This window comes from Leucobacter sp. BZR 635 (genome assembly GCF_048061935.2).
Taxonomy (GTDB): domain Bacteria; phylum Actinomycetota; class Actinomycetes; order Actinomycetales; family Microbacteriaceae; genus Leucobacter.
On record NZ_JBLUNZ020000035.1, the window covers coordinates 39,071 to 64,460 of the forward strand.

General features: G+C 68.2%; 21 protein-coding genes. 8 read left to right on the forward strand and 13 right to left on the reverse strand.

Annotated elements, in window-relative coordinates; translation table 11 throughout:
- Positions 1–7: 7 nt before the first annotated feature.
- From ACI1US_RS06830 to ACI1US_RS06850, 5 genes are all read right to left on the reverse strand, one after another.
- Entirely contained in the window at positions 8–1,063 is a 1,056-nt protein-coding gene (locus ACI1US_RS06830; RefSeq protein WP_461639258.1) for a FecCD family ABC transporter permease, read from the reverse strand.
- Positions 1,060–2,190, reverse strand: coding sequence for a FecCD family ABC transporter permease (locus tag ACI1US_RS06835; RefSeq protein WP_461639260.1), 1,131 nt, complete (start codon positions 2,188–2,190; stop codon positions 1,060–1,062). Before ACI1US_RS06835 ends, ACI1US_RS06830 begins: the two co-directional genes overlap by 4 nt.
- Positions 2,187–3,062, reverse strand: coding sequence for a siderophore-interacting protein (locus ACI1US_RS06840; protein ID WP_461639262.1), 876 nt, complete (start codon positions 3,060–3,062; stop codon positions 2,187–2,189). Before ACI1US_RS06840 ends, ACI1US_RS06835 begins: the two co-directional genes overlap by 4 nt.
- Positions 3,059–4,072 (reverse strand): ABC transporter substrate-binding protein, encoded by a 1,014-nt coding sequence (locus ACI1US_RS06845; protein ID WP_461639263.1) that lies wholly within the window; start codon positions 4,070–4,072, stop codon positions 3,059–3,061. The genes ACI1US_RS06840 and ACI1US_RS06845 overlap by 4 nt, the downstream gene beginning before the upstream one ends.
- Positions 4,073–4,200: 128 nt before the next feature.
- Complete coding sequence (locus ACI1US_RS06850; protein ID WP_461639265.1) at positions 4,201–4,986, reverse strand: helix-turn-helix transcriptional regulator; 786 nt, start codon at positions 4,984–4,986, stop codon at positions 4,201–4,203.
- Between the two features lie 199 nt (positions 4,987–5,185).
- Here ACI1US_RS06850 and ACI1US_RS06855 point away from each other — a divergent pair, with 199 nt between their 5' ends.
- From ACI1US_RS06855 to ACI1US_RS06880, 6 genes are all read left to right on the forward strand, one after another.
- A complete protein-coding gene (locus ACI1US_RS06855) occupies positions 5,186–6,766 on the forward strand; it encodes an ATP-binding cassette domain-containing protein (protein ID WP_461639267.1) in 1,581 nt (526 codons plus the stop codon).
- Positions 6,767–6,935: 169 nt separating this feature from the next.
- The gene (locus ACI1US_RS06860; protein WP_416549814.1) at positions 6,936–8,108 is read left to right on the forward strand and encodes an ABC transporter substrate-binding protein; all 1,173 of its coding nucleotides are present in this window, start codon (positions 6,936–6,938) and stop codon (positions 8,106–8,108) included.
- A gap of 29 nt (positions 8,109–8,137) precedes the next feature.
- Complete coding sequence (locus ACI1US_RS06865) at positions 8,138–9,013, forward strand: branched-chain amino acid ABC transporter permease (RefSeq protein ID WP_416549813.1); 876 nt, start codon at positions 8,138–8,140, stop codon at positions 9,011–9,013.
- Between the two features lie 3 nt (positions 9,014–9,016).
- The gene (locus ACI1US_RS06870) at positions 9,017–10,759 is read left to right on the forward strand and encodes a branched-chain amino acid ABC transporter ATP-binding protein/permease (RefSeq protein ID WP_416549812.1); all 1,743 of its coding nucleotides are present in this window, start codon (positions 9,017–9,019) and stop codon (positions 10,757–10,759) included.
- Between the two features lie 2 nt (positions 10,760–10,761).
- Positions 10,762–11,493, forward strand: a complete 732-nt coding sequence (locus ACI1US_RS06875; protein WP_461639270.1) for an ABC transporter ATP-binding protein — start codon at positions 10,762–10,764, stop codon at positions 11,491–11,493.
- Entirely contained in the window at positions 11,490–12,743 is a 1,254-nt protein-coding gene (locus tag ACI1US_RS06880) for an alpha-hydroxy acid oxidase (protein WP_416549811.1), read from the forward strand. Before ACI1US_RS06875 ends, ACI1US_RS06880 begins: the two co-directional genes overlap by 4 nt.
- Before the next feature lie 854 nt (positions 12,744–13,597).
- Here the strand turns inward: ACI1US_RS06880 and ACI1US_RS06885 are convergent.
- From ACI1US_RS06885 to ACI1US_RS06900, 4 genes are all read right to left on the reverse strand, one after another.
- Positions 13,598–14,392, reverse strand: coding sequence for a FadR/GntR family transcriptional regulator (locus ACI1US_RS06885; RefSeq protein WP_416549810.1), 795 nt, complete (start codon positions 14,390–14,392; stop codon positions 13,598–13,600).
- Between the two features lie 81 nt (positions 14,393–14,473).
- Entirely contained in the window at positions 14,474–15,496 is a 1,023-nt protein-coding gene (locus tag ACI1US_RS06890) for an ABC transporter substrate-binding protein (RefSeq protein ID WP_461639273.1), read from the reverse strand.
- A gap of 38 nt (positions 15,497–15,534) precedes the next feature.
- Positions 15,535–16,308, reverse strand: a complete 774-nt coding sequence (locus ACI1US_RS06895) for an ABC transporter ATP-binding protein (protein ID WP_461639275.1) — start codon at positions 16,306–16,308, stop codon at positions 15,535–15,537.
- Entirely contained in the window at positions 16,305–17,315 is a 1,011-nt protein-coding gene (locus ACI1US_RS06900) for a FecCD family ABC transporter permease (RefSeq protein ID WP_461639277.1), read from the reverse strand. The genes ACI1US_RS06895 and ACI1US_RS06900 overlap by 4 nt, the downstream gene beginning before the upstream one ends.
- A 126-nt stretch (positions 17,316–17,441) precedes the next feature.
- On the opposite strand from ACI1US_RS06900, the gene ACI1US_RS06905 reads away from it, so the two are divergent.
- Both ACI1US_RS06905 and hemQ read left to right on the forward strand, forming a co-directional pair.
- Entirely contained in the window at positions 17,442–18,554 is a 1,113-nt protein-coding gene (locus ACI1US_RS06905; protein WP_461639279.1) for a ferrochelatase, read from the forward strand.
- A 23-nt stretch (positions 18,555–18,577) separates the two neighbouring features.
- The gene (gene hemQ / locus ACI1US_RS06910; RefSeq protein ID WP_461639281.1) at positions 18,578–19,306 is read left to right on the forward strand and encodes a hydrogen peroxide-dependent heme synthase; all 729 of its coding nucleotides are present in this window, start codon (positions 18,578–18,580) and stop codon (positions 19,304–19,306) included.
- 101 nt (positions 19,307–19,407) lie between these two features.
- Here the strand turns inward: hemQ and ACI1US_RS06915 are convergent, their stop codons facing one another.
- The 4 genes from ACI1US_RS06915 to kdpB are packed head-to-tail and all read right to left on the reverse strand — an operon-like array spanning position 19,408 to position 25,388.
- Positions 19,408–20,091: a response regulator gene (locus tag ACI1US_RS06915; protein ID WP_461639283.1), complete on the reverse strand. Its 684-nt coding sequence runs from the start codon at positions 20,089–20,091 to the stop codon at positions 19,408–19,410.
- Entirely contained in the window at positions 20,088–22,601 is a 2,514-nt protein-coding gene (locus ACI1US_RS06920; RefSeq protein ID WP_461639295.1) for an ATP-binding protein, read from the reverse strand. Before ACI1US_RS06920 ends, ACI1US_RS06915 begins: the two co-directional genes overlap by 4 nt.
- 5 nt (positions 22,602–22,606) lie before the next feature.
- The gene (gene kdpC / locus ACI1US_RS06925) at positions 22,607–23,221 is read right to left on the reverse strand and encodes a K(+)-transporting ATPase subunit C (RefSeq protein WP_416549807.1); all 615 of its coding nucleotides are present in this window, start codon (positions 23,219–23,221) and stop codon (positions 22,607–22,609) included.
- Positions 23,222–23,267: 46 nt separating this feature from the next.
- Positions 23,268–25,388 carry a potassium-transporting ATPase subunit KdpB gene (kdpB, locus tag ACI1US_RS06930; protein WP_416549806.1) on the reverse strand — a complete coding sequence of 707 codons (2,121 nt, stop codon included), beginning with the start codon at positions 25,386–25,388 and terminating at the stop codon, positions 23,268–23,270.
- Positions 25,389–25,390 lie beyond the last annotated feature (2 nt).

Below are 25,390 nucleotides of genomic sequence, written 5' to 3' on the forward strand. Positions count from 1 at the left end.
GGGGTCATTAGCGGCGGCGGGTTTCGCGGATGAGCAGCCACACGAAGTACAGCCCACCGACGGAAACGGTGATGATGCCGACGGGCAGCTGCATGGGGGCGAAGAGTCGCTGCCCGATGAAGTCGCTGATCACGAGCAGGAGCGCGCCGGTGGCTCCCGCGGCGATGATGCCGACGCCCGCGGAGCGGGTGAGTCTGCGCGCGATCTGGGGGGCGACGAGCGCGATGAAGGCGATCGGCCCGGCTGATGCGGTCACGAGCGCGACGAGCGCGACGCCGGTGACGATTGCCCAGAGCCTGACGGTGTTCGGTCTGGATCCGAGTGAGCCAGCAGCGTCGTCGCCGAGTTCGAGCACGCGCAGCGCGGGGGAGAGCAGCAGCGTCGGCACGAGCAGCACCGCGAACACGATGACCGCGGGCCCGAGTGTGTCGACGGTGAGGCCGTTGAGCGATCCCGAGCCCCACACGGCGGCGGTGAGCTGCTCGCTCTCCGTCGATTTCAGCATGAGGAACGTGTTGAGTGCGGCGAGCATCGCCGAGACACCGATGCCGACGATGATGAGTCGGAACCCCTGCACGCCGCGCCGGTAGGCGAGCGCGAACACGATGAGCGCGGTGATGATGCCGCCGCCGAGCGCGCCTGCGGCGACCGCGAAGTAGCCGACGCCCGTCACGAGCATCACGATGAGCGCGCCCGTGTAGGAGCCTGAGGCGAATCCGATGATGTCGGGGGATCCGAGTGGGTTGCGGGTGAGCGACTGGAAGATCGCGCCGCTCATTCCGAGCGCCGCGCCGAATAGCGCGGCGAGCAGTGCGCGGGGGAGCCGCCACTCGCGCACGACGAGGAGTGTGCCCGCGTCGCCGGTTCCGAGCAGCCCGCCGAGGACCTCGCGGAGCGACAGCGTGTAGGTGCCAGTGGCAATGGAGAGGAGGATCGCGGCAACGGTGAGCCCGAGCAACACTGCGACGACGCACACGCCGCGCCGGGAGACATGCCAGGACAAGCGTGGCCGCTGCGTGGCGAGCGTCGGGTAGCCGAAGTCGACGGTACGAGGCGCGGTCACAGTGCGCTCACATTTCTGCGCCGTGCGAGCGCGATGAGTACGGGCGCTCCGACGAAGGCGGTGACGATTCCCACCTCGAGTTCTTTCGGCGCGAGCACCACGCGGCCTAAGACATCAGATGCGAGGAGGAGCAGCGCGGCACCTACTGCGGAAAAGGGGATGATCCAGCGCTGATCGGGGCCCGTGAACCAACGCACCACGTGCGGCACCATGAGGCCCACGAATCCGATGGGGCCGGCGGCGGCCGCGGCGGCACCCGCGAGGAGCGTCACCGCGACGATCACGAGCACCCGGGTGCGAACCACCCCGGCTCCGAGGGAACGGGCGGCGTCGTCGCCGAGCGCGATCGCGTTGAGCGGCCGACCGGCGACGAGGGCGAGGGCGAGGCCGATCGCGATCGGGATCCACACCTGCGCGAGCGTGTCCCAGCCGCGGCCCGCAAGGGAGCCTGCGCTCCACCGCAGCAGGTCGTCAAACGCGTTGGGATTGAGCATCGTGATCGCCGATGAGAAGCCGCCGAGCAGCGCCCCGAGCGCGACGCCCACGAGCGTGAGTCGCACGGGGGTCGCGCCGATCGACCCGATCGAGCCGAGCGCATAGACGAGTACGGTCACGACGACGGCTCCCGCGAAGCTCAGCCACAGGTACTGCGAGAGGCTCGTGACGCCGAAGAACGCGATCCCGACGACGACCGCGAAGCTGCTGCCCGCGCCGACGCCGAGAATGCCGGTATCGGCGAGCGGGTTGCGGGTGAGCGCCTGAATGAGCGCTCCCGCGACGCCGAGCGCCGCGCCCACGACGAGCGCGAGCACCGCGCGCGGCGCACGCAGCTCGGTCACGATGTACGCCTCTTCGCTGCCATCGGGCAGCCAGAGGAGCTGCCACAGCGTCTCCAGCTCGATCGCGCGCACGCCCACCCAGAGGCTGAGCATGAACGTCGCCGCGAGGAGGACCAGGGCCGCTGCGAGAAACAGCGCCCGCTTCAGACCCTGATTCCAGCCGCCCTGACGACCCGAGCCCTGACGCCTGCCGCCCTGACGGCCTTCGCCCAGCGCCTGGTTCGCGGACGAGGCGGAACGCGCGGATGGGGCCGGGCCCTCAGGCCTGGCTGAGGTTGCGTCGCTCACAGCCCGAGCTCGGCGAGCCGCGAGTCGTAGCGGTCGCGGTTCGCTTCGTGGTCGTCACTCGACTCCCAGATTGCCGCGAGCGCCGTGAGCGTGTCCTCGTCGAGTGCCTCGTAGTGTTCGAGCCACTCCTCTTGACGGTCGCGCCAGTACCCGATGACGTCGTAGCGATCCGGGGTGAGGCCCCGCTCGTGTCTGAGGTAGCGCCTGGCATCGCGCAGCGCGCCGGCCTCGCCCGCGACCCAGACGTAGCACTCGGCGGAAATCGGCATGGCCTTGAGTGCCTCGGTCATCGCGCTCGGGCCTACGCCGTTGCCGCGGCCAACGATCCACTCGACCTGCATGCGCTCGCCGCCGATGTCGAGCCGGTGCGAGGCATCTGCGATCTCGATCGCGGCGACCGCGTGCACGCCGTCCGGGAGCTGCTCGGCGAGCCTGGCGAGCGCGGGCATGCCCGTCGCGTCGGTCACGAAGAGCTGCGTCTGCGCGCCCACCGGTGGCTGGTAGAGTCCGCGCGGCGCGTTGAATGCGACGCGGTCGCCTGGAGTCGCGGCGCTCGCCCACGCACCTGCTTTGCCGTGCCCGTGGACGACGAAGTCGATGGTGACCTCGCCGGTGGCGCGGTCGTGGTGGCGGATCGTGTACGGCTCGATGTGCGAGTCGTCGTTTTCCGGCTCATGCCACACGCCAGCCTCGTCGAGGGTGGGGAGCCTGAGCTCGCCGGAGGCCCCGGGAAAGCGCACTCGCACGAACTCGTCGCCGACGCCCGTCGTGGTGAACGCGGCAAGGTCTGATCCGCCAAAGGTGACGCGCACCATGCCCGGCGTGAGCCGGGCGGTGCGCGTCACTTCTGCGACAAAGAGTTCCTGGGTCACGACTGCGCGTCGAGCTTCGCCTGGACCTCGCCAAGACGCTCGTCAAGGCTGTCGAGGTTCTGCATCGCCCAGCCGAACGAGCCGGTCGGGCCGAGGTTGATGTACTCGAAGACCATGCCGTTCTTGACTGCGGGGAGGTTGTTCCAGAGGGTGTTCTTCTCGAGGGTGGCGAGCTGCTCTTCGGGGGTGTTCATGAGCGTGAACACGATGTCGGCGTTCGCGAGCCGGCCGAGCTCCTCGTACGAGAACCACTCGGGGAAGCCGTCGGGGTTCACCTCGTCGTCCTGCTGCTCGCGGAAGTTCGCGCCGAGGTCGCGGAGGATCGGGGTCATGAAGTGCTTGTCGGAGTAGGTGCCCCACTCGGTCTCCATCGGGGCGAACAGCGTGACGGTGTTGTCTGCGAGGAGGTCCTTGTACTTCGCCTTGATCTCGTCGCGGCGATCGTTGTACTTCTCTTCGAGTGGCAGCACGAGATCTTCCTTGCCGAGGATCTTTGCGAGTTCGACCGAGCGGGTGCGCCAGGCCTCGCCGTCGCGGGCGTTGAAGGTGATGATGGGGGCGATCTTCTCGATCTCGGCGCGCATTGGGTCGTCGAGGGGGAGGAAGTCTTGGGTGGCCACGACGAGGTCGGGCTTTGCCTGCACGATGGCCTCGAGGTTGAGCTCGTAGTACTCGCCGATGGACTGCGCGTCTGACTCGCGAATGGGCTCGCTGTAGCTCAGGGGGATCGCGAGGCCCTCGGTGTCGGTGAAATAGCTGTTCACCACTCCGACGGGCGTGACGCCGACGTCGAGCAGTGCGGCGGGGGTGTAGAAGTCGACCGAGACGATGCGCTCGACAGTCTCGGGGAGTTCGACAGAGCCGAATTCGTTCTCGTAGACGCGGGCGCCGCCCGGAGCCTCGGAGTTCGCTGCGGGAGCGGCGCAGGCCGTGAGCGCGAGCGCGGCGGTTGCGGCGACGACGGAGAGTGCGATCCTGCCGGGAGTTCTGGCAGCGTTGAAGAGAGACATGGGGCTCCTGGTGAGAAGGCGGGAGTCGGGGACCTGCGGGTCACATCCGATGTTGGTAAGGGCAACCTAACTAACGGTAGTGATGGGCTGTCCCGTTTTGGTGACAAGTTGTGCCGGTTTTGGGAGCCCTAGGCTGCGGCCGAGCCAGCATCGCCGCGGACGTACTCCGTTGGGGTTTGGCCGGTGAGCGTGCGAAAGTGCTCGATGAACGTCGAGGGGTTGCGGTACCCGAGGCGCCGGGAAATGGACACGACCGCCGCGCCGTTTGCGAGCTCTCGGATCGCGAGTTGGAGTCTGGCCTGGATGCGCCACTGGGTGAAGGTGATGCCCGTTTCTGCCTCGAACTGCCTGGCGAGGGTGCGTTGGTGCATGCCATGTAGTTGGGCCCAGTCGGCGGTTGTGCGCTTGTCGGCCGGGTGGGTGAGCACCGCTTCGGCGATCGCGCGCAGGTGGCCGCTTGTGGGCATGCTGAGCCCGAAGGAGGTCTGTGGTGCCGGTGCTAGCAGGTCGAGAATGACGTGCTGGAGGCGTAGCCGGGCGGCGCTATCGAGCTGGGCCCGGTGGTTGTGCAGGAGGAGTGCGCGAAGCGCATCGCTGAGCGCGACGCCCGTCACGATCGCCGGCATCGCGGAGCTCGCGATCGGATCGTGGGTGAGGTACGTTGCGCGCACCTGCGCCGCGCCGACGGTCGCGGCCCGGTGCGGGGTGCGCGCAGGGATCCACACCCCCAGGGCTGGGGGAATAGCCCAGACCCTGCCGCCGGCCTCGAGGGTGACGATTCCGCCCTCCGACCACAGCAGCTCGTCGGCTTCGTGGGAGTGCTCGTGCCAGTCGGTCGAGGTGCTCACGTCGTGCTCGAGGGTGGTGAGCAGAAAGCCTCGGGGGATCCGGGGGATCTCCATCGTTTCAGTCATGGTGGTGGGAGCTGCCTTTGGGTGTGTGTCGTGCGGCCGGTGGTGCCCGCAGAACGATCACATCAGATGTGACTGAGGGTTACCTAACAAGGGTGCTAGCATCTCGTATAGATTAATCATCAGATGAATTCGGCCGGCGTGCAAGTCCAGCCAAATAATTGCGAGCATCGGCGCGGAAGAGCGCCGGGCAGGGAGACCCATGTTTACGTGTGAACAGCTGACAGTGGTGGCCCGTGGCGGAGCGAGCGCGCCGGTTCTGCGAAACCTGTCTCTCGCTGTCGACAGCGGCCGCTTGCGCGCGGTCGTCGGCGGGCCAGGATCCGGGAAGAGCATGCTTGGCGATGTGCTGCGGGGGGCGCTCGCCCCCAACCTGCAGCGGCGCACTGGCGTGGTGAGGATCGACGACCGAGAGCCCGCGGTCACACCGGAGCGGGCCGCGGCCCATCAGGTTGCCTGGTTTGGCGAGGCGTGTGAGACTGACCTGCTCGCCTCGGCCTCCGTGGGGGAGCGGCTCCGCAGCGTGCTCAGCACGCGGTTCCCCGGTGAACCTTGCGACGACCTCACGCTCGTTGCCGCGCTCGCCCGGCTCGGGATCAACGATGCCAGGATGCTGGAGCAGCACCCCAGGGTGCTCAGCCCGGCGATGCTCCGGCGCGTAGGGCTCGCCATCGCACTTGCGCGACCGACGACGGTGCAGCAGCCGAAGCTCGTTGTGCTCGATGAGCCGCTCCGCGGCCTCGATGCCGCCGCCACGGCCGAGGTGCTCGCCGCGCTCTCTGGGACGCGGCGCGCGATCCAAGCAACCGTGCTGCTGCTCACACGGGACCTCGTGCTCGCACAGCGCCTCGCCGACGAGATCTCGGTGATCGAGGGCGGGCAGATCGTCGAGACCTTCACGCCGGAGCGGGCGGTCAACCAGCCACGCGCGGGCTTGCGTGCCGCTGCGTGGGACGCTGCCCGGCTGGGAGCCGGCTCGGCCGTGGGTACCACTCGAACCGCGAGGCCCGCGACGCGGGCCCTGCTCCAGGCGAGTCGGTCGCCCGAGCGGGCACTCCTTGAGCTGCGCGAGTTCTCGGTGCTGCTGTCCAACGGTCAGCAGGCCGCACGGCCGCTCACGCTGCGCATTGCAGCAGGTGAGGGGCTCGCAATCACCGGCCCGGCGGGCAGCGGTAAGAGCATGCTCGCACGTGCGCTCGTGGGTGGACTGCGGCCGAGCAGCGCGCTGCGTATCAGCGGTGAGCTGCTGCTCGGGGGTCAGCAGCAGGCGCCGCGGGCAGCCGCGCGAACCCCTGAGGAACGGCGTGCGATCCAACTCATCTCGTACGACCCCGAGCGAACTCCGGTCGAGACCCACACGGTGCGCACGCAGCTGCGACGGGCCGTGCGCCGGGCTCGCCCGACGGCAACACCGAGCGCGGTCGGTGCCCGCGTCGCCTCCCTGCTGCGACTCGTGGGGCTGGGAGCCGAGGGGCAGCTGCGGCGGCTGTGCGATCTCTCGCCCCAAGCCGCGCACCGCGTGGCGCTCGCCCGCACCCTTGCGGGCGACCCCGATGTGTTGATCTGGGACGGGCAGGCTGCGGGGCGCGGAGCCGACGAGTTCGTGGAGCTCTGCGGCCGGGTCCGAGAGGCAACCGGCGTGACCCTTATCCTTATCACCCGCGATTCTGACGTCGCCCGGGCCGTGACCGGCCGCGAGCTCCAGCTCGACCGGGAGCTCCCGCCGCGGTTGCGCGACGGGGGTGCAGCGCACCACTCAGTCGCGTCGAAACAGGCCGCTTAGCGCACAGTGTATGGATCCCACCAGGCCGCATATGTTGCGATTTGGGCACATCTCACTGCGGGCTCCGGCGCGCCTTTGAGAATTCCTGGTCGGTATGCCAGCGTTAACTGGATAGGAATCATTCTTTTAGCCCACGCTTAAGCGTGCCCGAACTGCTCTGGAGAACTCAATGAAGATGAAGCTTCGCGCCGCCGCCGTTGTATCAGCATCGGCCCTGCTGCTAGTCGGCTGCAGCACAACAGGTGAGGGCGGTGGCGGCGAAGCCGGTGGCCTCGTCGGAACCGGTTCGGGTGACAGCTGTGTCATCGAGAGCCCCATCAAGGTCGGCGCAGCCCTGAGTCTCACCGGTGCCGCAGGCAGCTACGGTGTGTCGCAGCAGGAGGGCCTCGAGCTCGCGCTCGAGGAGCTCAAGGCAAACGACGGCATCACCTACGAACTCAACGTCGAAGATGACGCGTCAGAGCCCCGTCAGGGAATGAGCGTCATGGAGAGTTTCGTCGCCGACGGCACGAGCATCGTGTTCGGCCCGACCCTGTCGCAGACCGCCGAGGCCGCAATGCCCGTCGCGAACGACGCCAAGATGCCGGTCATGGGGATTTCGACGACCGCGAGCGGAATCACCGCGATCGGCGAGTACGTCTTCCGTGACTCGCTCACCGAGGCACAGGTCATCCCGCAGACCGTCGACGCAGTGATCGAGAAGTTCAACGCGAAAAAGGTCGTCGTGATGTACTCGAACGACGACGCCTTCACCGAGTCCGGCTACGAGGTCATGGCCGAGACCCTCGAGGGCACCGACGTCGAGGTGCTTGACACCCTCACCTTCTCGAAGTCCGACACTGACTTCCGCAGCCTCCTCACCGCGGCCAAGGACAAGAACCCTGACGCGATCATCGTCTCGGCGCTCATCGAGGCAGCGATCCCGCTCGTCACCCAGGCGCGCGAGCTCGGCATCGAGCAGCCGATCGTCGGCGGTAACGGCTTCAACAACCCGAAGCTCATGGCTGACGCTGGCGCGGCAGCCGAGGGCGTCGTCGTGGGCGCAGCCTGGAACTCGGCGTCGGACAACCCCGAGAACACCGCGTTCCTCGCGGCCTACGAGGCGAAGTTCGGTTCGCAGCCTGACCAGTTCGCGGCGCAGGCGTACTCGGCTCTCTACCTTGTCGACGCGGCTGTTCGCAGCAACTGCTCGGCTGAGCGCAGTGACCTGCGCGAGTCGCTCGCTGGCCTCAAGGACATCGCGACCCCGCTTGGTGCCGTGAGCATCAACTCGGACCGCGACGCTGAGCACCCCGCAGTCGTGCAGCAGGTCGAAGACGGCAAGTTCGCCGTCCTGCGCTAACCCCGCATCACACCGAACGAGGATCACCCATGCAGCAACTGCTTAATGGCCTATTCATAGGCTCGATCTACGCGCTATTCGCCATCGGATTCACCCTGGTGTTTGGCATCCTTGACCGTCTGAACCTGGCGCACCCCGCCGTGTTCGCCGCGTCAGCTTTCGTCGGCATCGGCCTCGCCGAAGCCTTCGAGCTGTCGATCTGGGTGATCCTCGTTCTCGTGTTCCTGTTCGGCGCGGTGCTCGGCCTGGTCATTGAGCGGGTGGCCTTCCGCCCGCTGAAGAACCGGCCAGATGCGCACTTCGCCGGGCTCATCGCGTCGATCGCGATGGCTGGAATGATTGTGGCCGTGCTGCAAGCATTCTTCGGGCCGCAGACGAGACGCTTCCCCGAGGGCACCGCGCCCGCGGGCAAGGTCGAGTTCTTCGGGGCGAGCGCCACCTACGTGCAGATCGCCATCGTCGTCATCTGTATCGGACTCGTGATCGCGCTCAACGTGCTCGTGCAGCGCTCCTCGCTCGGCCGGTCGATGCGCGCGGTCGCAGAGAACCCGACGGCGGCGCGCGTGCTCGGCATCAACGTCGACCGCGTCACCGCGACCACCTTCGCAATCTCCTCCGCGCTCGGCGCAGTCGCCGGCGTGCTCTTCGCGCTCAACGTCAACAGCGCGCAGCTCGGCATGGGAACGGCGATCGAGCTCAAGGGCCTCGCCGTGATCATCGTCGGCGGCATGGGATCGCTCCCGGGCGCGCTCGTCGGTGGACTTATCTTGGGCGTCGCCGAGGTCTTCGCGATCCAGTACATCGGTTCGAGCTGGCGCGACTTCATCGCCTTCGCGCTCCTGTTTGTCATTCTGCTGCTCATGCCGCAGGGCATCTTCGGCAAGCGGAAGGTGCGTGAGGTCTAAACCATGTTTACCGAATCCGTTCTCGTATTCATTGCCCTCAACGGCATCTTCGCGTACTCGTTCTACGCGGTACTCGTCGCGGGCCAGCTGAGCCTCGGCCAGGCAGGCTTCGCGGGCATCGCGGCGTTTGTCGCCGCGACCCTCGCGCCCACCCCCGCGTCGTGGGGCCCCGTGCCAACACTTATCATCGCCATCGTTATCGGCATGGTGGTCGGATCGCTTGCAGCGGTCATCCTGGGACTCCCCACGATGCGATTGCGCGGCGTCTTCCTTGCGATCGCGACGCTCGGCTTCGCCGAGGGCATCCGCATCTTCATCCTCAACCAGTCGTGGACCGGTGGCGCGCAGGGCATTTCGGTGCCGAAGGTCGTCGGCCCCGAGATCGCCTGGGTACTGCTCGTCGTCGTCGCCTACTGGTTCTGGCGGCAGGGGCGCTCACGCTACGGCCGCGCGCTCGAAGCCATCCGCGAGGACGAACTCGCAGCCCGGTCGATCGGCATCGACGTGGGGCGTCACCGTCTCACCGCATTCGTGTCGGCGGGTGCCATCGCTGGTCTCTACGGCGTGCTCTGGGCATACTTCATGCGCATCATCACACCCGCAGACTTCAGCTTCTCGACCGCAATCGACGGCCTCGTCACCGCGGTTGTGGGCGGCTCCACCAACTTCTTCGGCCCGATCCTCGGTAGCGGCTTCCAGACCTTGCTCCCCGAGATCCAGCGGTCGATCGGGATCGAGGCCGGCTGGCTTCGCCCGTTCATTTCAGGGCTGCTGCTGCTCATCGTGATCCTCTACCTCCCCGGTGGCATCGCGAGCCTGGTGCCGCGACGCAAGCAGAAGATCGATGTCGCGGCGCTCGGCCTCGCCGCCGGCGAGGGCAATGCCTCGCCAGTGTCGATGCGCTCGCACCCCGCGAAGGGTGAGATCGTTGTCGAGCTCAACGCGCTCGCGAAGGAGTACGGCGGCGTGCACGCGGTGCAGGGCGTCGACCTCACAATCCGCAGCGGTGACGTCGTCGGGCTTATCGGGCCGAACGGCGCCGGCAAGACGACACTGGTGAACATGATCAGCGGCCTGATTCCGCCCTCCAGCGGCTCGGCGACCGTGCTTGGCGTCGAGGTCGGGAAGACCCCGGTGCACCGCATCGCGGCCGCCGGCGTGACCCGCACCTTCCAGCACTCGAAGCTGTTCAACAGGCTCACCGCGCTCGAGAACGTGCTCATCGGCACGCACCTCGTCGCGAAGCCGACCTTCCTGCGGCGGCTGCTCTGGCTCCCGTCGGCCCGCCGCGATGAGCAGGCGGCGCTCGCACAGGCCGCTCGCTGCCTGAACCGCGTCGGTCTCATCGACAAGGCGAACGTCGAGGCGAAGGGGCTGTCGTACGGCGATCAGCGCCGGCTGGAGATCGCCCGTGCGCTTGCCGCCGACCCCTCGCTGCTTATCCTCGATGAGCCAGCAGCCGGAATGAACCACGTCGAAGCAGAGGAGCTCTCGCAGCTCATCCGCTCGCTCGCGAGCGACGGCCTCACGATCATCTTCATCGAACACAACGTCGGCATGGTGCTCGGCACCTGCGACCACATCGCAGTGCTGAACTTCGGGCAGCTGCTCGCGAGCGGCACGCCGGCCGAGATCGAGGCCGACGAGCGCGTCATCGACGCGTACCTCGGGGCCGCACAAGACGACGACGCCGAGCAGGCTGGCGTGCAAGGCACCGATCCTGCTTCGAGCGACGGGAGGGCATAAGCATGGCCGATCCAATTCTTCAGGTCACAGACCTCAAGGTGACCTACGGCAAGGTTGAAGCCGTGCGCGGCGTCTCCTTCGAGGTGCAGCAGGGCGCACTCGTGACCCTCGTCGGAGCGAACGGTGCAGGCAAGTCATCGATCATCAACGCAATCGCGGGCATCGTGAAGCCCGCGAGCGGCAAGATCCTGTTCGACGGCGACGACATTACGCGCACGGGCTCGCACAAGCTCGTGAGGCGCGGCCTCGTGCAGGTGCCCGAGGGCCGCCAGGTGCTCAGCACGCTGACGATCGCGGAGAACCTCCAGCTCGGTGCCCGCCTCGTGCGCGGCGCGGGAGCAGCTGCCGCTGCGATCGACGGCATCTACGACCGGTTCCCGGTGCTCGGAGAGCGAAAGCACCTCGCGGCAGGCTCGCTGTCGGGCGGAGAGCAGCAGATGCTCGCGATCGGCCGCGCCATGCTCGCTGAGCCGCGCGTGATCTTCATGGACGAACCCTCGATGGGGCTCGCGCCGAAGATCGTCGACGAGGTCTTCAAAGTTATCGAGGAGATCCGAGCGGGCGGCACCACCGTCGTGCTCGTCGAGCAGAACGCTCGGCGCGCGCTGCAGGCGGCAGACGAGGGTCACATTCTGCAGAACGGCTCGATTGTGCGCTCCGGCGGCGCGGCAGAGCTCCTCGCAGACGACAGCATTATTCAGGCATACCTCGGAACGGGTGGCAGTACGAAGTGACCGGTAGCACCAACAGCGACCTCGGCAAGCGGAAGATCTCGCGATCGATTCCGAAGTGGAGCGACTTCTCGCCGCTGCTCGGCTTTAAGAAGCCCGAGTTTGATCCGGTCGAGCGCAGGCTTCAGCGCGCGCTCACGGTGAAGGATCTCGCGGAGGCCGCGCGCAAGCGCACCCCGAAGTCGGTGTTCTACTACGTGCACGGGGCAGCAGAGGCCGAGCTGAGCATCTGGCGGGCGCGCGATGCGTTCTCGCGCGTCGAGTTCGAGCCGCGCGTGCTGCACGACGTCGCAAACGTTTCGACGAACACGACGATCCTCGGCAAGGAGGCGAGCTTCCCGCTCATCCTCGCGCCGACGGGCTTCACCCGCATGATGCAGCACGAGGGCGAGATCGCGGTTGCGCGATCCGCTGCCCGCGCCGGCGTTCCGTACACGCTCTCGACGATGGGCACGACCGCCCCCGGTGACCTGCAGGACGCGGTGCCGAGCGGCGACAACTGGTTCCAGCTGTACCTCTGGAAGGATCGCGACGCGACCCGCCAGCTCATCGAGCAGGTGCGCGCGGCTGGCTACGACACGCTCGTGCTCACGGTCGACACGCCCGTCGCGGGCAACCGGCTGCGTGACACCCGCAACGGGCTCACGATCCCGCCGTCGCTGAGCATGAAGACCTTCATCGATTTCGCCATGTACCCGAACTGGTGGGCGAACATTCTCACCACCGAACCGATCGAGTTTGCGAGCCTGAAGTCGTTCGACGGCACGGTCGCCGAGCTCGTCGGGCAGATGTTCGACCCGAGCCTGAGCCTCGACGACGTGCAGTGGCTGCGCGACGAGTGGGAGGGATCCCTCGTCGTGAAGGGGATCCAGTCGGTTGATGACGCGAAGCGCGTGGTCGACCTCGGCGTCGACGCGGTCGTGGTGTCGAACCACGGTGGGCGCCAGCTCGACCGCGCGCCAACGCCGCTGGAGCTGCTCCCGAAGGTCGCTGACGCCGTGAACGGGCAGGCGCAGATCTTCCTAGACACCGGCATTCTGTCGGGCGCTGACGTGCTCGCGGCCGTGGGCCTCGGGGCCGACGCCTGCATGGTCGGGCGCGCGTACCTCTACGGCCTCATGGCCGGGGGAGAGCGCGGCGTCGACCGGATGTTCGAGATTATGCGCTCTGAGGCGCTGCGGACTATGCAGCTCACGGGCGTGGACAGTGTTTCGGAGCTGCGGGGCCGCGTCTCGCTCCGCGACGCCAGGTAGGCGTAGCGGGCGCGCTGCTGGCTGCTGGTCGCTGGCCTCGGTGCGCCCGGCACCCCGTTGGCATCCTCACTGCCCCGATTAATTCAAACCGTCCCTTGCGGGGGCCAAATACGGGGTGGAATAGATCACACGGGGCGCTGTGGCTCTTCGCATGGGGGCGTACCCTCGCGCAGCAGCCCGGAGCACGAGCGCCCGCCCGGGTGTTTCGCTCCGCGACTGAAGCGGGGCGCCTCCGGGCCGGAACACTGCGGGGCTCCCGCGGTCGGTTCGCAGCTGACGCCGCCGGGTGCTCCCAGCGATCTGCGCACGCTCACGCAGTTGACTGGAAACGTCTGCTGCTCTGTCCTGTCAGGGCACCCTCAAGTGTGATGCCCCGTGCAGGAAGAGGGTGCTCCGGCGAGATAGGCCGTGTGAAGTGGCTCTTCGCAGTTGAAGATGTAAAGCATCGGCGGGGAGTCGTAACGTGTGCGGAATTTCCCCACTCGCTGAAAGGCCAGAACCACCTGACGCGACGAACGCACATGGGGAGCTCCGCCAGGCACACGCCGCGCACCCATCTGCCCTGTCCGGCAAGGGCGCGAAGCGCCCGCGGCAGCCGGCAGCACGAACGTCCCCTGATTCGCTCACAAGCTATGGCTTCAGCGAAGTCAGGAGTGATTTACCGGAAAAACATCATGACCTCGCTGAGGTCATGGGTGTTGAGCGTGCTGCATCACGGAGGTCTACACGCTCAATTGTGCAGAGCCTGTTATGTGGGCCGCTGGGTCGGGGTAACGCCTGGTCGGAGCGGCGCCAGACTCCCCGCGGCAGGCCCCTCAAGACGAGCAGCGGTCACCGGCCAAGAGGCCCAGAAGTTAGGCCTCTTCGCTCACCGTCTGCGGATCGTAGCCCGCTTCAATGAGGCTCTCGGCCCGCTCCGTGTTCGGGTTGAGGTCGAGCATGTCCGCGTGCACCCCGAGGTCGCGGTCGGCGTGCAGCGCCATCGAGTGCGCCGCATCGCGCACGTCGCGCTCCTCGATCGCTTTGAGAAGAGCGCCGTGGTCGAGGTGCATCGTGTCAGAGGAGATCCCGAGAAACACGACTCCGCTCGCAACGGCGCGGCCGAGCACCGTCATCACCCCGGTGTAAAGGTCGAGGAGGAGCTTGCTGCCGCTGGCTTCGACGATGAGGCGGTGAAAGGAATCTGGCCTGGTGATGTCGTTGCAGCGCTCGCAGTTCGCAGGATCCATTGCGGCACCCTCGGGTGCCTCGTCGAAGGCGAGACTGCGCTGGTAGCTTGCCCGCAGCCTCTCGAGCTGCTCGTCGCTGCGCTTCACGGCCGCGGTCTGCGCCGCCTCAATCTCAAGCGAGCGGCGGTAGATCAGTACCTCTTCGAGATCTTGCTCGCCGAGAAACTCGGTGAGCAGTGAGCTCACGGGTGTGCGCGCGCGAACGAAGGTGCCGACACCGGGCACGGGCTCGAGCATGCCGAGGGTCGTGAGGGAGCGGACTGCCTCGCGCACGGTTGATCGGCCGACGCCGATGAGGTCCATGAGTTCGGGCTCTTTCGGAATGAGCTGGCCGATAGCCCACTCGCCGCTACTGATGCGGGAGCGGAGAAAAACATGAGCCTCGCGCACCTTGTGCGAACCGAGCTGTGTGGAGGACATGCACCGAGTGTATCGAGCGCGCGCCGAATCAGGGGCGGCGCGCGCTCAGGGAGTGCCGGGGAAAGTCGGCAGTATGGCGGGTTAGCCGAGTGTCGACACCCATTCGGTGAGCTGTTCAAGCCCGGAGACTGTCGCTCCGAGGCCGAGGGCCTGCACGTCGCGGCCAGTGACACGCATGAGGCGATCTTCGGCCGCGGCGGGGACAGTGGCGACTGCGGGGTTCGCGAGCATCTCCGAATACATCCGGTCTCCCGAGCCGTTCATGTCGATCAACACGATGCCGTCGGGGTTCGCCTGGACGATCTGTTCGGCGCTGATCGGGCCGGTCGTTTCCATGCCGAGCTCGTCGCTGACGCTTTGGGCGCCGGCGAGGTTGAGTAGGTGCAGCGGGAACGCACCGCCCGCGGTCGCAAATGGTCGCCCGGCCTGGTTGGTGAGTACGAGCACCCGGGGCGCGTCGGGGTTGTCTGCGCCGGCGGTCTTCGCCGCCTGCTTCGTGAACCCTGCCTCGATATCGTCGATGAGCGCGGTTGCTTCGGTCTCGGTGCCGGTGGTCTGGCCGATGAGTTCGACGTTCTGGGAGAGGATCTCGGGGCTCGACCACGGGTCGGGCAACTGCAGCGTCGTGAGGCCCGCCTGCTGGAGCACTGCACCGATGGAGTCTTCGGCACCGTGACGGGGGCTCATGACGACCAGGTCGGGGGAGGTCGTGATGACGGTCTCGGTGTCGAGGTTCATCGCCACCGGGAAGGTTGCGGGCACCTTCGCCATCTCCTCGACGTGACCGCCGAGCGCGGGGTTCAATACCGCCTCGGGAACGAGCACGAGCCGGTCTGCGAGACCCAGTTCGGCTATGGCCTCGGCGCTCTCGTAGTCGAGCGCCGCAATCGCCTGCGGCTCGGCCTCGACGGTGAGGCTGTAGCCTGCGCCGCCCCGGCCCGCTGGCACCTCGATTGTCCGGGGGAAGCCCTGCTCGGCTACCTCAACCTTGGGCTCCGCAGCGGCGGGCGCTGCGGGCGCCTCGGCTGTCGGCGAGCAGCCCGTGAGCGCGAGCAGCGTGAGAGCCGCGAGCACGGACGCGGTCGATGCTTTGGTGATGGACATCTTTTCCTTTCGCGAGGTGCGCGTCTTGCGCCCGTCGGCTAGTCATCCGCCGCGAGAATGCGGCGACCCTGCGGGGTGGTGTGGATTGTGGTGCGGACGCCGTAGGCGGCGAATACGCGGTCTGGCCCGAGCACCTCGTGTGGCGTGCCGTTGTGTGAGGTGCCGCCCGGCTCGAGCAGCAGCACGCGGGTGCACGCGTTGAGTGCGAGGCTGAGATCGTGGATCGCGGCGATCACGATGCGCCCCTGGTTTCCGAGGCCGCGCATGATCTGCTCGACGGCCCGCTGATGGGAGAGGTCGAGCGCGCTTGTCGGCTCGTCGAGCACCACCAGGGGGGTGTTCTGCGCGAGCACGCGCGCGAGCTGCACGAGCTGGCGCTGCCCGCCGGAGAGCACGCTGTAGCGGCGGTCCGCGAGATGAGCGACGCCGGCGCGCGCGAGCGCGGAATCGACGGCCTCCGCCGGATCCTCTCGTCCCGACGCCCACGCACCCACGCCCACGAGCTCGCGGACCCGAAGTTCGCCGGGGGCACCGTGATCCTGTGCCATGAGCGAGACGAGTTGCGCGCGACGCCTGGCAGGGGCCTTCGAAATCTCCTCGTCACCGAACGCCGCGGAACCGTAGCTCGCGACCCCTGAGTGGGCGATCGCGCCGAGCAGTGACGACTTGCCGACGCCGTTGGGGCCGACGATGCCGAGCACGGTTCCGGGCGTGAGGGTCAGCGTCAGGGGGTCGCTGAGCGCGACGCTTCCGCGCACCGCACCGAAGTCGGTGAGGGTGAGCGGCAGCAGTGTCTGCGGGGCGGGGATCATGCGCGACTCTTTCGGAGAAGCAGCGACAGGAATACCGGGGCCCCGACGAGCGCCGCGACCACGCCGGTCTGCACGACGACGGCACCAAACGCGGTGCGGGCGATGGTGTCGGCGACGATGAGGAACAGGGCGCCGCCGAGTGCCGCAAGCGGCAGCAGGCGGGCGTGCGATGCCCCGACGAGCAGTCTGAGGAAGTGAGGCACGACGAGGCCGACGAAGCTGATGATGCCGCTGACGGCGACCGCCGCCCCGGTCACGAGTGCCGCCACGAGCAGCAGCACGGTGCGCTCGCGGGTGACGTTCACCCCGGACGTTGCTGCGATCTCTTCTCCGAGGGCGAGGGCATCGAGCGCGCGGACGCGGGTGGCGAGGATCGCGAGCCCGACAACGATCGGCACGACGGCGAGGAGTACGTGATCCCAGCTGCGCAGTTCGAGGTCGCCGGCGAGCCAGAACATTGCACTGCGTACGAGCGAATCGTCTTTCGCGTTCGCGATGAGAATGTTGATGAGGGCCCCGGCGAGGGCGCTGATGGAGACGCCCACGAGAATGATGGTGCCGGGGCCGAGGTCGCGCCGGCTGCGGAGCACCCCGAGGAGCACGAGGGCGACCGCTGCGGCCCCCGCGAAGGCGGCGAGGGGGATCCCCCACTGGTTCGTGCCCGAGAAACCGAGGGTGATGCCGGCGACCGCGCCGACCGCGGCTCCCGCGGAGACGCCGGTGATGCCGGGTTCGGCGAGGGGGTTACGGAGGATCGCTTGCATGACCGTGCCGACAACCGCGAGGGCGGCACCGACGAGCGCCGCCACCACGATGCGGGGGAGGCGAATTGACCACACCACCGTTGACGCCTGGATGTCGGCGTGCTGCGGGGTGAAGAGCGCGATGAAGGTGTCTGCAGGATTCAGGCGTACGATACCGAGCATGAGGGATAGGACCGCGGCGACGCTGAGCGCCAGTACGCCGACGAGGGCTGTCCACATGACGGGGTGTCGCGTGCGGCTCACGGTTCTCCTGCTGCGAGTTGGGGCTGGGCGTCGGTTGGCGCCGAAACTACTCTAGCCATAGGTCTGACGTGATAAGTCAGACCTTTCACATCAGACGTTCAGGTTCGGTCGAATAGCGTACGGAGCGTGACTGAGATTTCGCCTGCCGCGCTCGCGGCTCCTTACGATGCCCTGCTTCTGTGTTCCTTCGGTGGCCCGAACGGCCCGGACGACGTACTGCCGTTCCTGCGCAACGTCACCGTCGGGAAGAACATCCCCGAGGACCGTCTCGTCGAGGTCGGTGAGCACTACGGTCACTTCGGCGGGAAGAGCCCGATCAACGAGCAGAACCTCGAGCTCATGGCCGCGCTGCAGGCAGAGCTTGCCCGCCGTGGCATCGAGCTGCCCGTCGTGTGGGGCAACCGCAACTGGCACCCCTACACCGTCGACACGCTTCGCGATGCCGCGGCGTTCGGCGCGAAGCGCGTGCTCACGATCGTGACGAGCGCCTACGCCTCGTACTCGGGCAGCCGCCAGTATCGCGAGCACCTCGCCGCCGCAGTAGCAGAGCTCGGCGACATCGCCCCCGAAATCGATATCGTCAGGCCGTTCTTCAATGACCCCGGCTTTGTGATCGCGAACGCCGACGCCGTAGCTGAAGCTGCCGAGCAGCTCGATGGGGGACTCGCGGGTGCCCACATCGTGTACGTCACCCACTCCATTCCCGACGCGATGCAGGATGCCTCGGCCGAGACCGGCCCCGGCTACCGCGAGCAGCACGAAGACGTGCTCGCCACGATCAACGCCCTGCTCGCAGGCGACGTCGCGCCGACCTTCGAGTCCTCGCTTGCGTACTGCTCGCGCTCCGGTGACCCCCGCACCCCCTGGCTCGAACCCGACGTGAACGATCACCTCGAGGCGCTCGCCCAGGCCGGCGTGCGCAAGGTCGTTATCGCGCCTATCGGCTTCATCTCCGATCACATGGAGGTCGCCTTCGACCTCGACACCGAGGCGCTCGAGACCGCTACCGAACACGGCATCCAGGCCGTCCGGGCAGACACCGTGGGTGTGCGCGACCGCTTCGTGAGCGGACTCGTTGACATGGTGGTTGAGCGTGCGGCTCGCGAGCGCGGCGAAGACGCCCCCGCTCGCACCGTGGGCGCGTTCCCCGCGCTCCCAGACGTCGCTCCCCCCGGGAGCTGCCGGATGCGTCACGGAGAGGTCACCGGAATCCCGGTGATCGCCGGGACCCAGGATTAATTGAAGGATCTAGGAGATCGACAATGACTGAGAACGCTCGCCCCGTCATCGACCACAGCGCCATTGCAGAGTCCATCAACGAGGCGGTGAACTACACGATGTTCGCCGTGTTCCGCGAGGAGCACGCGGCTGCTGTTCCCGGTGACCCGGCAGCTTCGGTTGCGCGCACGGTCGCGGGCCTCGCCGCGATCCCCGGGCTGAGCGTGCGCGGCTGGTACGACATTGCGGGCTTCCGCGCCGACTCTGACGTGCTCGTCTGGTTGCACGCGCCGACGACCGAGGCGCTGCAGGCCGGCTACCGCGAGATTCTCGCGGGCGGCTCCGGGCGGCTCTCGCCGGTGTGGTCGAACATCGGTGTGCACCGCGCGGCCGAGTTCAACCGTGCCCACATCCCCGCGTTCCTCGCGGGGGAGACCCCCGGCGACTACCTCTGCGTGTACCCGTTCGTGCGCAGCAAGGAATGGTACCTCCTGCCTGATGAGGAGCGCTCGCAGATGCTCCGCGAACACGGTGCCGCCGCCCGCGACTACGGCGACGTGCTCGCGAACACCGTTGCCTCGTTCGCGCTCGGCGACTACGAGTGGCTGCTCGCCTTCGAGTCTGCCGACCTCACCCGAATTGTTGACCTCATGCGCGAGCTGCGCGCGACCGAGGCCCGCCGTCATGTGCTCGAGGAGATCCCGTTCTTCACGGGTCCGCGTGCGGAGCCTGAGACGCTGCTGGGCCGGATCCTCGCTGGAGCGAACGCCTAACTCAGCACCCAAACTTCGAATGGGCTCGGCCACCGTGGGGGTGGACGGGCCCATTCGAGTCTCTGCTGGCCACAAGGCTCGGCGGGTGCCGGTCGAAGGGTTCAGAGCGCGAGCCGATACCCCATGCCGGGCTCCGTGAGAATGTGTACGGGGTTCGCGGGATCGTCCTCGATCTTCTTCCGTAGCTGCGAGACGTAGAGCCGCAGGTACCCGGTGTCTTCCGCGTGCTCGGTGCCCCAGATGCTCGTGAGCAGGGTCTGCCGGGTGACGAGCTTGCCCGCGTTGCGGATGAGGATCTCGACAACCTGCCACTCGGTGGGGGTGAGCCGGATCTGCCGGTCGCCGGCCGGGGACTCGCGGACGACGCTGTGCGCCGCGAGATCGATCGTGACCGCGCCGAGTCGCGCGACCGGCGCGGCCTCGTCGTGTGGGCTCCGTCTGGTGAGGGCGCGGATGCGCGCGAGCAGCTCGCCGACCGAGAACGGCTTCGTCACGTAGTCGTCGGCACCGGCGTCGAGGGCCTCGATCTTGTCGTCTGCGCCGGCGCGGCCGGAGACGACGAGGATGGGCGCGCGCGACCAGCCTCGGATCGCGTGGATGACGTCGAGGCCGTCGAGGTGGGGCATGCCGAGATCGAGTACGACGAGGTCGGGCTCGTGATCGACCGCGGCCGAGACGGCCTCTCTGCCGTCGGCTGCGGTGAACACCTCGTATCCCTTAGCGCTCAGTGTGATGCGCAGGGCGCGGAGGATCTGCGGGTCGTCGTCAGCGATGAGGATCTTCATGCTGTCGCCCCGTCCGCCTCGGTGAGCGATACCACCATCGTCAGGCCTCCTCCAGGCGTCTCTTCTGGGGTGAGCGTACCGTGCATCGCCTCAACAAAGCCGCGTGACAGGGCGAGCCCGAGGCCGAGGCCGGTCTCGTTGTCGGTGTCGCCGAGCCGTTGGAACGGCACGAAGATGTCATCGAGTCGGTCGCGGGGCACGCCGGGCCCGTGATCGATGACGCGGATCTCGAGCGCGCCGCCGAAGACGCTCGTGGTGATGAGGATCGGGGTTGCTGCAGGCGAGTGCCGCTGGGCGTTCGCGAGGAGGTTCACGAGCACGCGTTGGAGCAGTACGGGGTCGGTGATGGCGCGCGCATCGTCGTGGCGGAGCGCGAGCCGTACCTCGGCAGGACCGAGGGCCAGCTCATCGAGCGCGGGGGCAATCGCCTCGGCCGGGTCAGTGGGGACGCTGGCGATGCTCAGCACGCCGCCTTGGATGCGGCTCACGTCGAGCAGGTCGGTGAGGAGCGTCGCGAGTGCGGCAAGGCTCTCGTCGGCGGTGTCGAGGAGTTCGGACCGGTCGGTGTCGGTGAGGTTCGCGGCTGCCGTGCGCAGCCCGCCGACGGCGGCAGTCGCCGCCGCGAGCGGACGCCGCAGGTCGTGACTGAGTGCCGAGAGTAGGGCCCCCCGCACGCGATCGGAGGCGGCGATCGGCTCGATGTCGCGCGCGGTCTGTTCGAGCTGCTGCTGGTCGAGCGCTGCGGAGAGCTGCGCGACGACGACCGACAGCAGCCGCTGCTCGGCGGCCGCGAGGGGCTGGCCGTAGAGTTCGAGCGTCGCCTGTTCGCCGAGCGGCACTCGGGTGACCGGGGTGTCTGCCCCGGGGTCGCCTGAGCTCGCGATGACCCGCGGCGGCGCCGACTCGCCCTCGCCGCTGCCCGCCGCGACCACCCGCACGCCCGCGAGTTGGAACGCTTCGCGGGTGCGGTCGGCGAGCGCCTGCGTCGCGTCGTCCCCGCGCAGCACACTGCCGGCGATGGTCTGGATGAACTCTGACTCCGCGGCGGAGCGCTTCGCCGCGCGCGTGTGCCGGGCCGCGCGATCGACGATGAAGCTCACCAGGCTTGCGATGGTCACGTACAGCGCGAGCGCGAGCAGATGGAGCGGCTCGTGGATGTGGACCGTGTAGATCGGCTCGATGAAGAAGTAGTCGAGGGTGAGGCCCGAGAACACCGCCGCAAAGAGCGCTGGCCAGATGCCACCGACGAGCGCAACGACGACGGTGAGTAGCTGGTAGCTGAGCACGTCGCTGGTGATCGAGTCCGGGGTGCTCACGCGCGTGAGCAGGAACGTGAGCGCCGGGCCACCGAGGAGGGCGACGACGAAGCCGAGGATCCGCCTTCTGACGGTGAGCGCACCGGTGCGCGGCGGCAACGTGAAGCGACGGGCGGCCGCGGCATGGTTCACCATGTGCACGTCGATATCGCCCGACTCGCGCACCACAGTTGCGCCGATTCCGGGGCCGGTGAGCATGGCGGCGAGCCTGCCGCGCCTGCTCGCGCCGAGCACGAGCTGCGTCGCGTTCACCGAGCGCGCGAACTCGACGAGCGCGGTCGGCACGTCCTCGCCAACGACCTGGTGGTAGCTCCCGTTGAGCTGGTCGACGAGCGCGCGCTGCTGGGCGAGCACATCGGGGCCCGCGGTGCGCAGCCCGTCCTGACTGGTGACGTGCACGGCGAGGAGCTCGCCGCCGGCCGAGCGGGCCGCGATCCGGGCCCCGCGCCGCAGCAGCGTCTCGCCCTCGGGGCCGCCGGTGAGCGCGACGACGACCCGCTCGCGCGCCTCCCAGGTGCCCTCGATGCCGTGCTCTGCCCGGTAGCCCTTGAGGGCCTGATCGACTTCGTCGGCGAGCCACACGAGCGCGAGCTCGCGCAGCGCGGTGAGGTTTCCGAGGCGGAAGTAGTGCGAGAGTGCCGCGTCGATCCGCTCGGCCGGGTACACGAAGCCGCCCGCGAGCCGATCGCGAAGCGACTGCGGCGCGAGGTCGACGAGCTCGAGCTGGTCGGCACCGCGGAGGAAACTATCGGGCACCGTCTCCTGCTGCGGCACACCGGTGATCTGCTCGACGACGTCATTCAGGGAGGCGATGTGCTGCACGTTGAGCGTCGAGATCACGTCGATGCCGTGCGCGAGGAGTGCTTCGACGTCCTGCCAGCGCTTGTCGTGCGGTAAGCCGGGGGCATTCGTGTGCGCGAGCTCGTCGACGAGCGCGAGCTCGGGGCGCCGATCGATGATCGCCGCGAGGTCCATCTCCTCGAGCTCGACGCCGCGGTGCCAGACGTTTGCGCGGGGGATCAGCGGCAGCCCCGTCACCAGGGCAGCGGTCGCGGCGCGGCCGTGCGATTCGACGACGCCGACCACCACGTCGCGGCCGTCCGCGAGCAGGCGGCGCCCCTCCTCGAGCATCGAGTAGGTCTTCCCGACGCCCGGCGCGGCACCGAGAAACACGCGAAGCCTGCCCCGCTTCACCATGCTCACCCCCGCATCTGCTCGAGCGCCAGATTGAGTTCGAGCACGTTTACCCTACTCTCACCGAGGAACCCCAGGTCGGGGCCCTGCGTGTGATCGGTGACGAGCTGCGTCACCGCGGCCCGGTCGAGCCCGCGCGCCTCGGCAACACGATCGACCTGAATCGCGGCGTACGCCTCGCTGATGTGCGGGTCGAGGCCCGAGGAGGAAGCGGTGACCGCGTCGGCCGGCACCCGGCTCTCGGGCACCCCGTTGAGAGTCGCGACGGCGCGCTTGCGTTCTGCGATCGCCCCGACGAGCTCGGGGTTCTCCGGCCCGAGATTTGAGCCTGACGAAGCCGCCCCGTCGTAGCCGTCACCGGCTGCCGATGGGCGAGGCTGGAAGAACGAGGGATCGGGGTCGCCCGCAGCCGTGAGGAACTGCTGGCCGATGAGCGCGGATCCCACCGGAGCGCCCGCCCCACTCGCGCGCATGGAGCCGTTCGCCTGGGTCGGGAACGCGAGCTGGCCAACTCCGGTGATCGCAAGCGGGTACGCGACGCCGACGAGCAGGGTGAACACGATCATCGCGCGGATCGCGACCCAGACCGTGCGGCGGGATGTGCGGGTTGCGGTAGTCACAGTGTGTGCTTCTTTCGTGAGGGTGTGCTGCGGATCCCGAGGGCGGTTAGAACCCGGGAATGAGCCGGACGAGCTGATCGATGAGCCAGATGCCGAGGAACGGGGTGATGACGCCTCCGAGGCCGTAGACCGCGAGGTTGCGGCCGAGAAGCTGGGAAGCGCCACCTGGCCGGTACTTCACGCCCTTGAGCGCGAGCGGGATGAGGAACACGATGATGAGGCCGTTGAAGATGATCGCCGACAGTACGGCAGAGGCCGCGGAACTCAGCCCCATGATGTTCAGGGCAGCGAGGCCCGGGAACACCCCCATGAACATCGCCGGGATGATCGCGAAGTACTTCGCGATGTCGTTCGCGATTGAGAACGTCGTGAGCGCACCGCGCGTAATGAGCAGCTGCTTGCCGATGCGCACGATCTCGATGAGCTTCGACGGGTCGGAGTCGAGGTCGACCATGTTGCCGGCCTCCTTCGCGGCCGACGTTCCGGAGTTCATCGCGACGCCGACGTCGGCCTGCGCGAGCGCGGGGGCGTCGTTCGTGCCGTCGCCCGTCATCGCGACGAGATTGCCGCCCTCCTGCTCCCTGCGGATGTACGCGAGCTTGTCCTCCGGGGTCGCCTCCGCGAGGAAGTCATCGACGCCTGCCTCCTTCGCGATCGCTGCGGCGGTGAGCGGGTTGTCGCCCGTGATCATGACGGTGCGGATCCCCATCGCGCGCAGCTCGACGAACTTCTCGCGCAGCCCCTCCTTCACGACGTCCTTGAGATGCGCGACGCCGAGCACGCGGCGCTCGCCGCCGGGGGAGGCGACCGCGACGACGAGCGGGGTGCCGCCGCTCGACGAGACCTCGGCGACGCGCGTCTCAAGCTCCGTCTCCGTCTCGGGCTGGATCGCGCCGCCGTCCTCGCGCAGCCAGGCGAGCACGGCGCTCTCCGCGCCCTTCCGCACGACCGAGCCGTCGGGCAGATCGACGCCGGACATCCTGGTCTGCGCGGTGAACGGCACCTGCGTGCCGCCGGGCGCGCGGTCGAAGTCAGCGCCGAGCTGCTCGGCGAGCTCGACGATCGAGCTGCCCTCGGGCGTCGGGTCTGCGAGCGACGAGAGCGCGGCCGCCGCGACGAGCTCACCGTGCGCGACGCCTGAGAGCTCGAGGAACTCGCTCGCGCGCCGGTTGCCGTAGGTGATGGTGCCGGTCTTGTCGAGCAGCAGCGTCGTGACGTCGCCGGCTGCCTCGACCGCGCGGCCGCTCGTCGCGAGGACGTTGCGCTGCACGAGCCGATCCATCCCCGCGATGCCGACCGCGCTGAGCAGCGCGCCGATCGTCGTCGGGATGAGGCAGACGAGCAGCGCCGTGAGTACCGTGAGGCTTACCGGGGCTGCGGCGAACGACGCGATCGGGTTGAGCGTGAGCGCGACGACGACGAACACAATCGACAGGCTCGCGAGCAGGATGTTCAGCGCGACCTCGTTCGGGGTCTTCTGCCTGGCCGCGCCCTCAACGAGCGCGATCATGCGGTCGACGAAGGTGTCGCCCGGCTGCGAGGTGATCCGCACCACGATGCGGTCCGACAGCACCCGGGTGCCGCCCGTGACCGCCGAGCGGTCGCCGCCCGACTCCCGCACGACCGGGGCTGATTCGCCCGTGATCGCCGACTCATCGACCGAGGCGATGCCCCAGACAATGTCGCCGTCGCCGGGAATGAACTCGCCCGCCTCGACGAGCACGGTGTCGCCGACGCGCAGGTCAGCTGACGGCACCGCGGTGAAGCGAGTGTCGCCTGCAGAAGGATCGGCGACCCCGTCGTACCCGTCGATGCGGCGCGCGGTCGTCGACGTACGCGTCTTCCTGAGCGACTCGGCCTGCGCCTTTCCGCGGCCCTCGGCGACCGATTCAGCGACGTTCGCGAACAGCACCGTGAGCCACAGCCAGCACGCGATCGCCGCGGTAAACGACCCGGGAACGGAGCTGCCGCCCGAGTCGGCGGGGCCGCCGAGGAACGGCTCGGCGAGCGCGAGCGCGGTCGTGAGCACGGCGCCGACCCAGACGATGAACATCACCGGGTTGCGCCACTGCTCCCGCGGATCGAGCTTGCGGAACGCGCCGGGGAGCGCGGCCCCCAGCTGGGCGAGTGAGAACCCGCCGCGGGCGGGAGAGACGGTCGTAGACATGG

What these genes read in the sequence shown, in the direction of transcription:
- ACI1US_RS06845 (WP_461639263.1), bottom strand. Translation starts at nt 4,072, where the DNA reads ATGTCTCTCTTCAACGCTGCCAGAACTCCCGGCAGGATCGCACTCTCC.
- ACI1US_RS06850 (WP_461639265.1), bottom strand. Translation starts at nt 4,986, where the DNA reads ATGACTGAAACGATGGAGATCCCCCGGATCCCCCGAGGCTTTCTGCTC.
- ACI1US_RS06855 (WP_461639267.1), top strand. Translation starts at nt 5,186, where the DNA reads ATGTTTACGTGTGAACAGCTGACAGTGGTGGCCCGTGGCGGAGCGAGC.
- ACI1US_RS06860 (WP_416549814.1), top strand. Translation starts at nt 6,936, where the DNA reads ATGAAGATGAAGCTTCGCGCCGCCGCCGTTGTATCAGCATCGGCCCTG.
- ACI1US_RS06865 (WP_416549813.1), top strand. Translation starts at nt 8,138, where the DNA reads ATGCAGCAACTGCTTAATGGCCTATTCATAGGCTCGATCTACGCGCTA.
- ACI1US_RS06870 (WP_416549812.1), top strand. Translation starts at nt 9,017, where the DNA reads ATGTTTACCGAATCCGTTCTCGTATTCATTGCCCTCAACGGCATCTTC.
- ACI1US_RS06875 (WP_461639270.1), top strand. Translation starts at nt 10,762, where the DNA reads ATGGCCGATCCAATTCTTCAGGTCACAGACCTCAAGGTGACCTACGGC.
- ACI1US_RS06885 (WP_416549810.1), bottom strand. Translation starts at nt 14,392, where the DNA reads ATGTCCTCCACACAGCTCGGTTCGCACAAGGTGCGCGAGGCTCATGTT.
- ACI1US_RS06890 (WP_461639273.1), bottom strand. Translation starts at nt 15,496, where the DNA reads ATGTCCATCACCAAAGCATCGACCGCGTCCGTGCTCGCGGCTCTCACG.
- ACI1US_RS06895 (WP_461639275.1), bottom strand. Translation starts at nt 16,308, where the DNA reads ATGATCCCCGCCCCGCAGACACTGCTGCCGCTCACCCTCACCGACTTC.
- hemQ (WP_461639281.1), top strand. Translation starts at nt 18,578, where the DNA reads ATGACTGAGAACGCTCGCCCCGTCATCGACCACAGCGCCATTGCAGAG.
- ACI1US_RS06915 (WP_461639283.1), bottom strand. Translation starts at nt 20,091, where the DNA reads ATGAAGATCCTCATCGCTGACGACGACCCGCAGATCCTCCGCGCCCTG.
- kdpB (WP_416549806.1), bottom strand. Translation starts at nt 25,388, where the DNA reads ATGTCTACGACCGTCTCTCCCGCCCGCGGCGGGTTCTCACTCGCCCAG.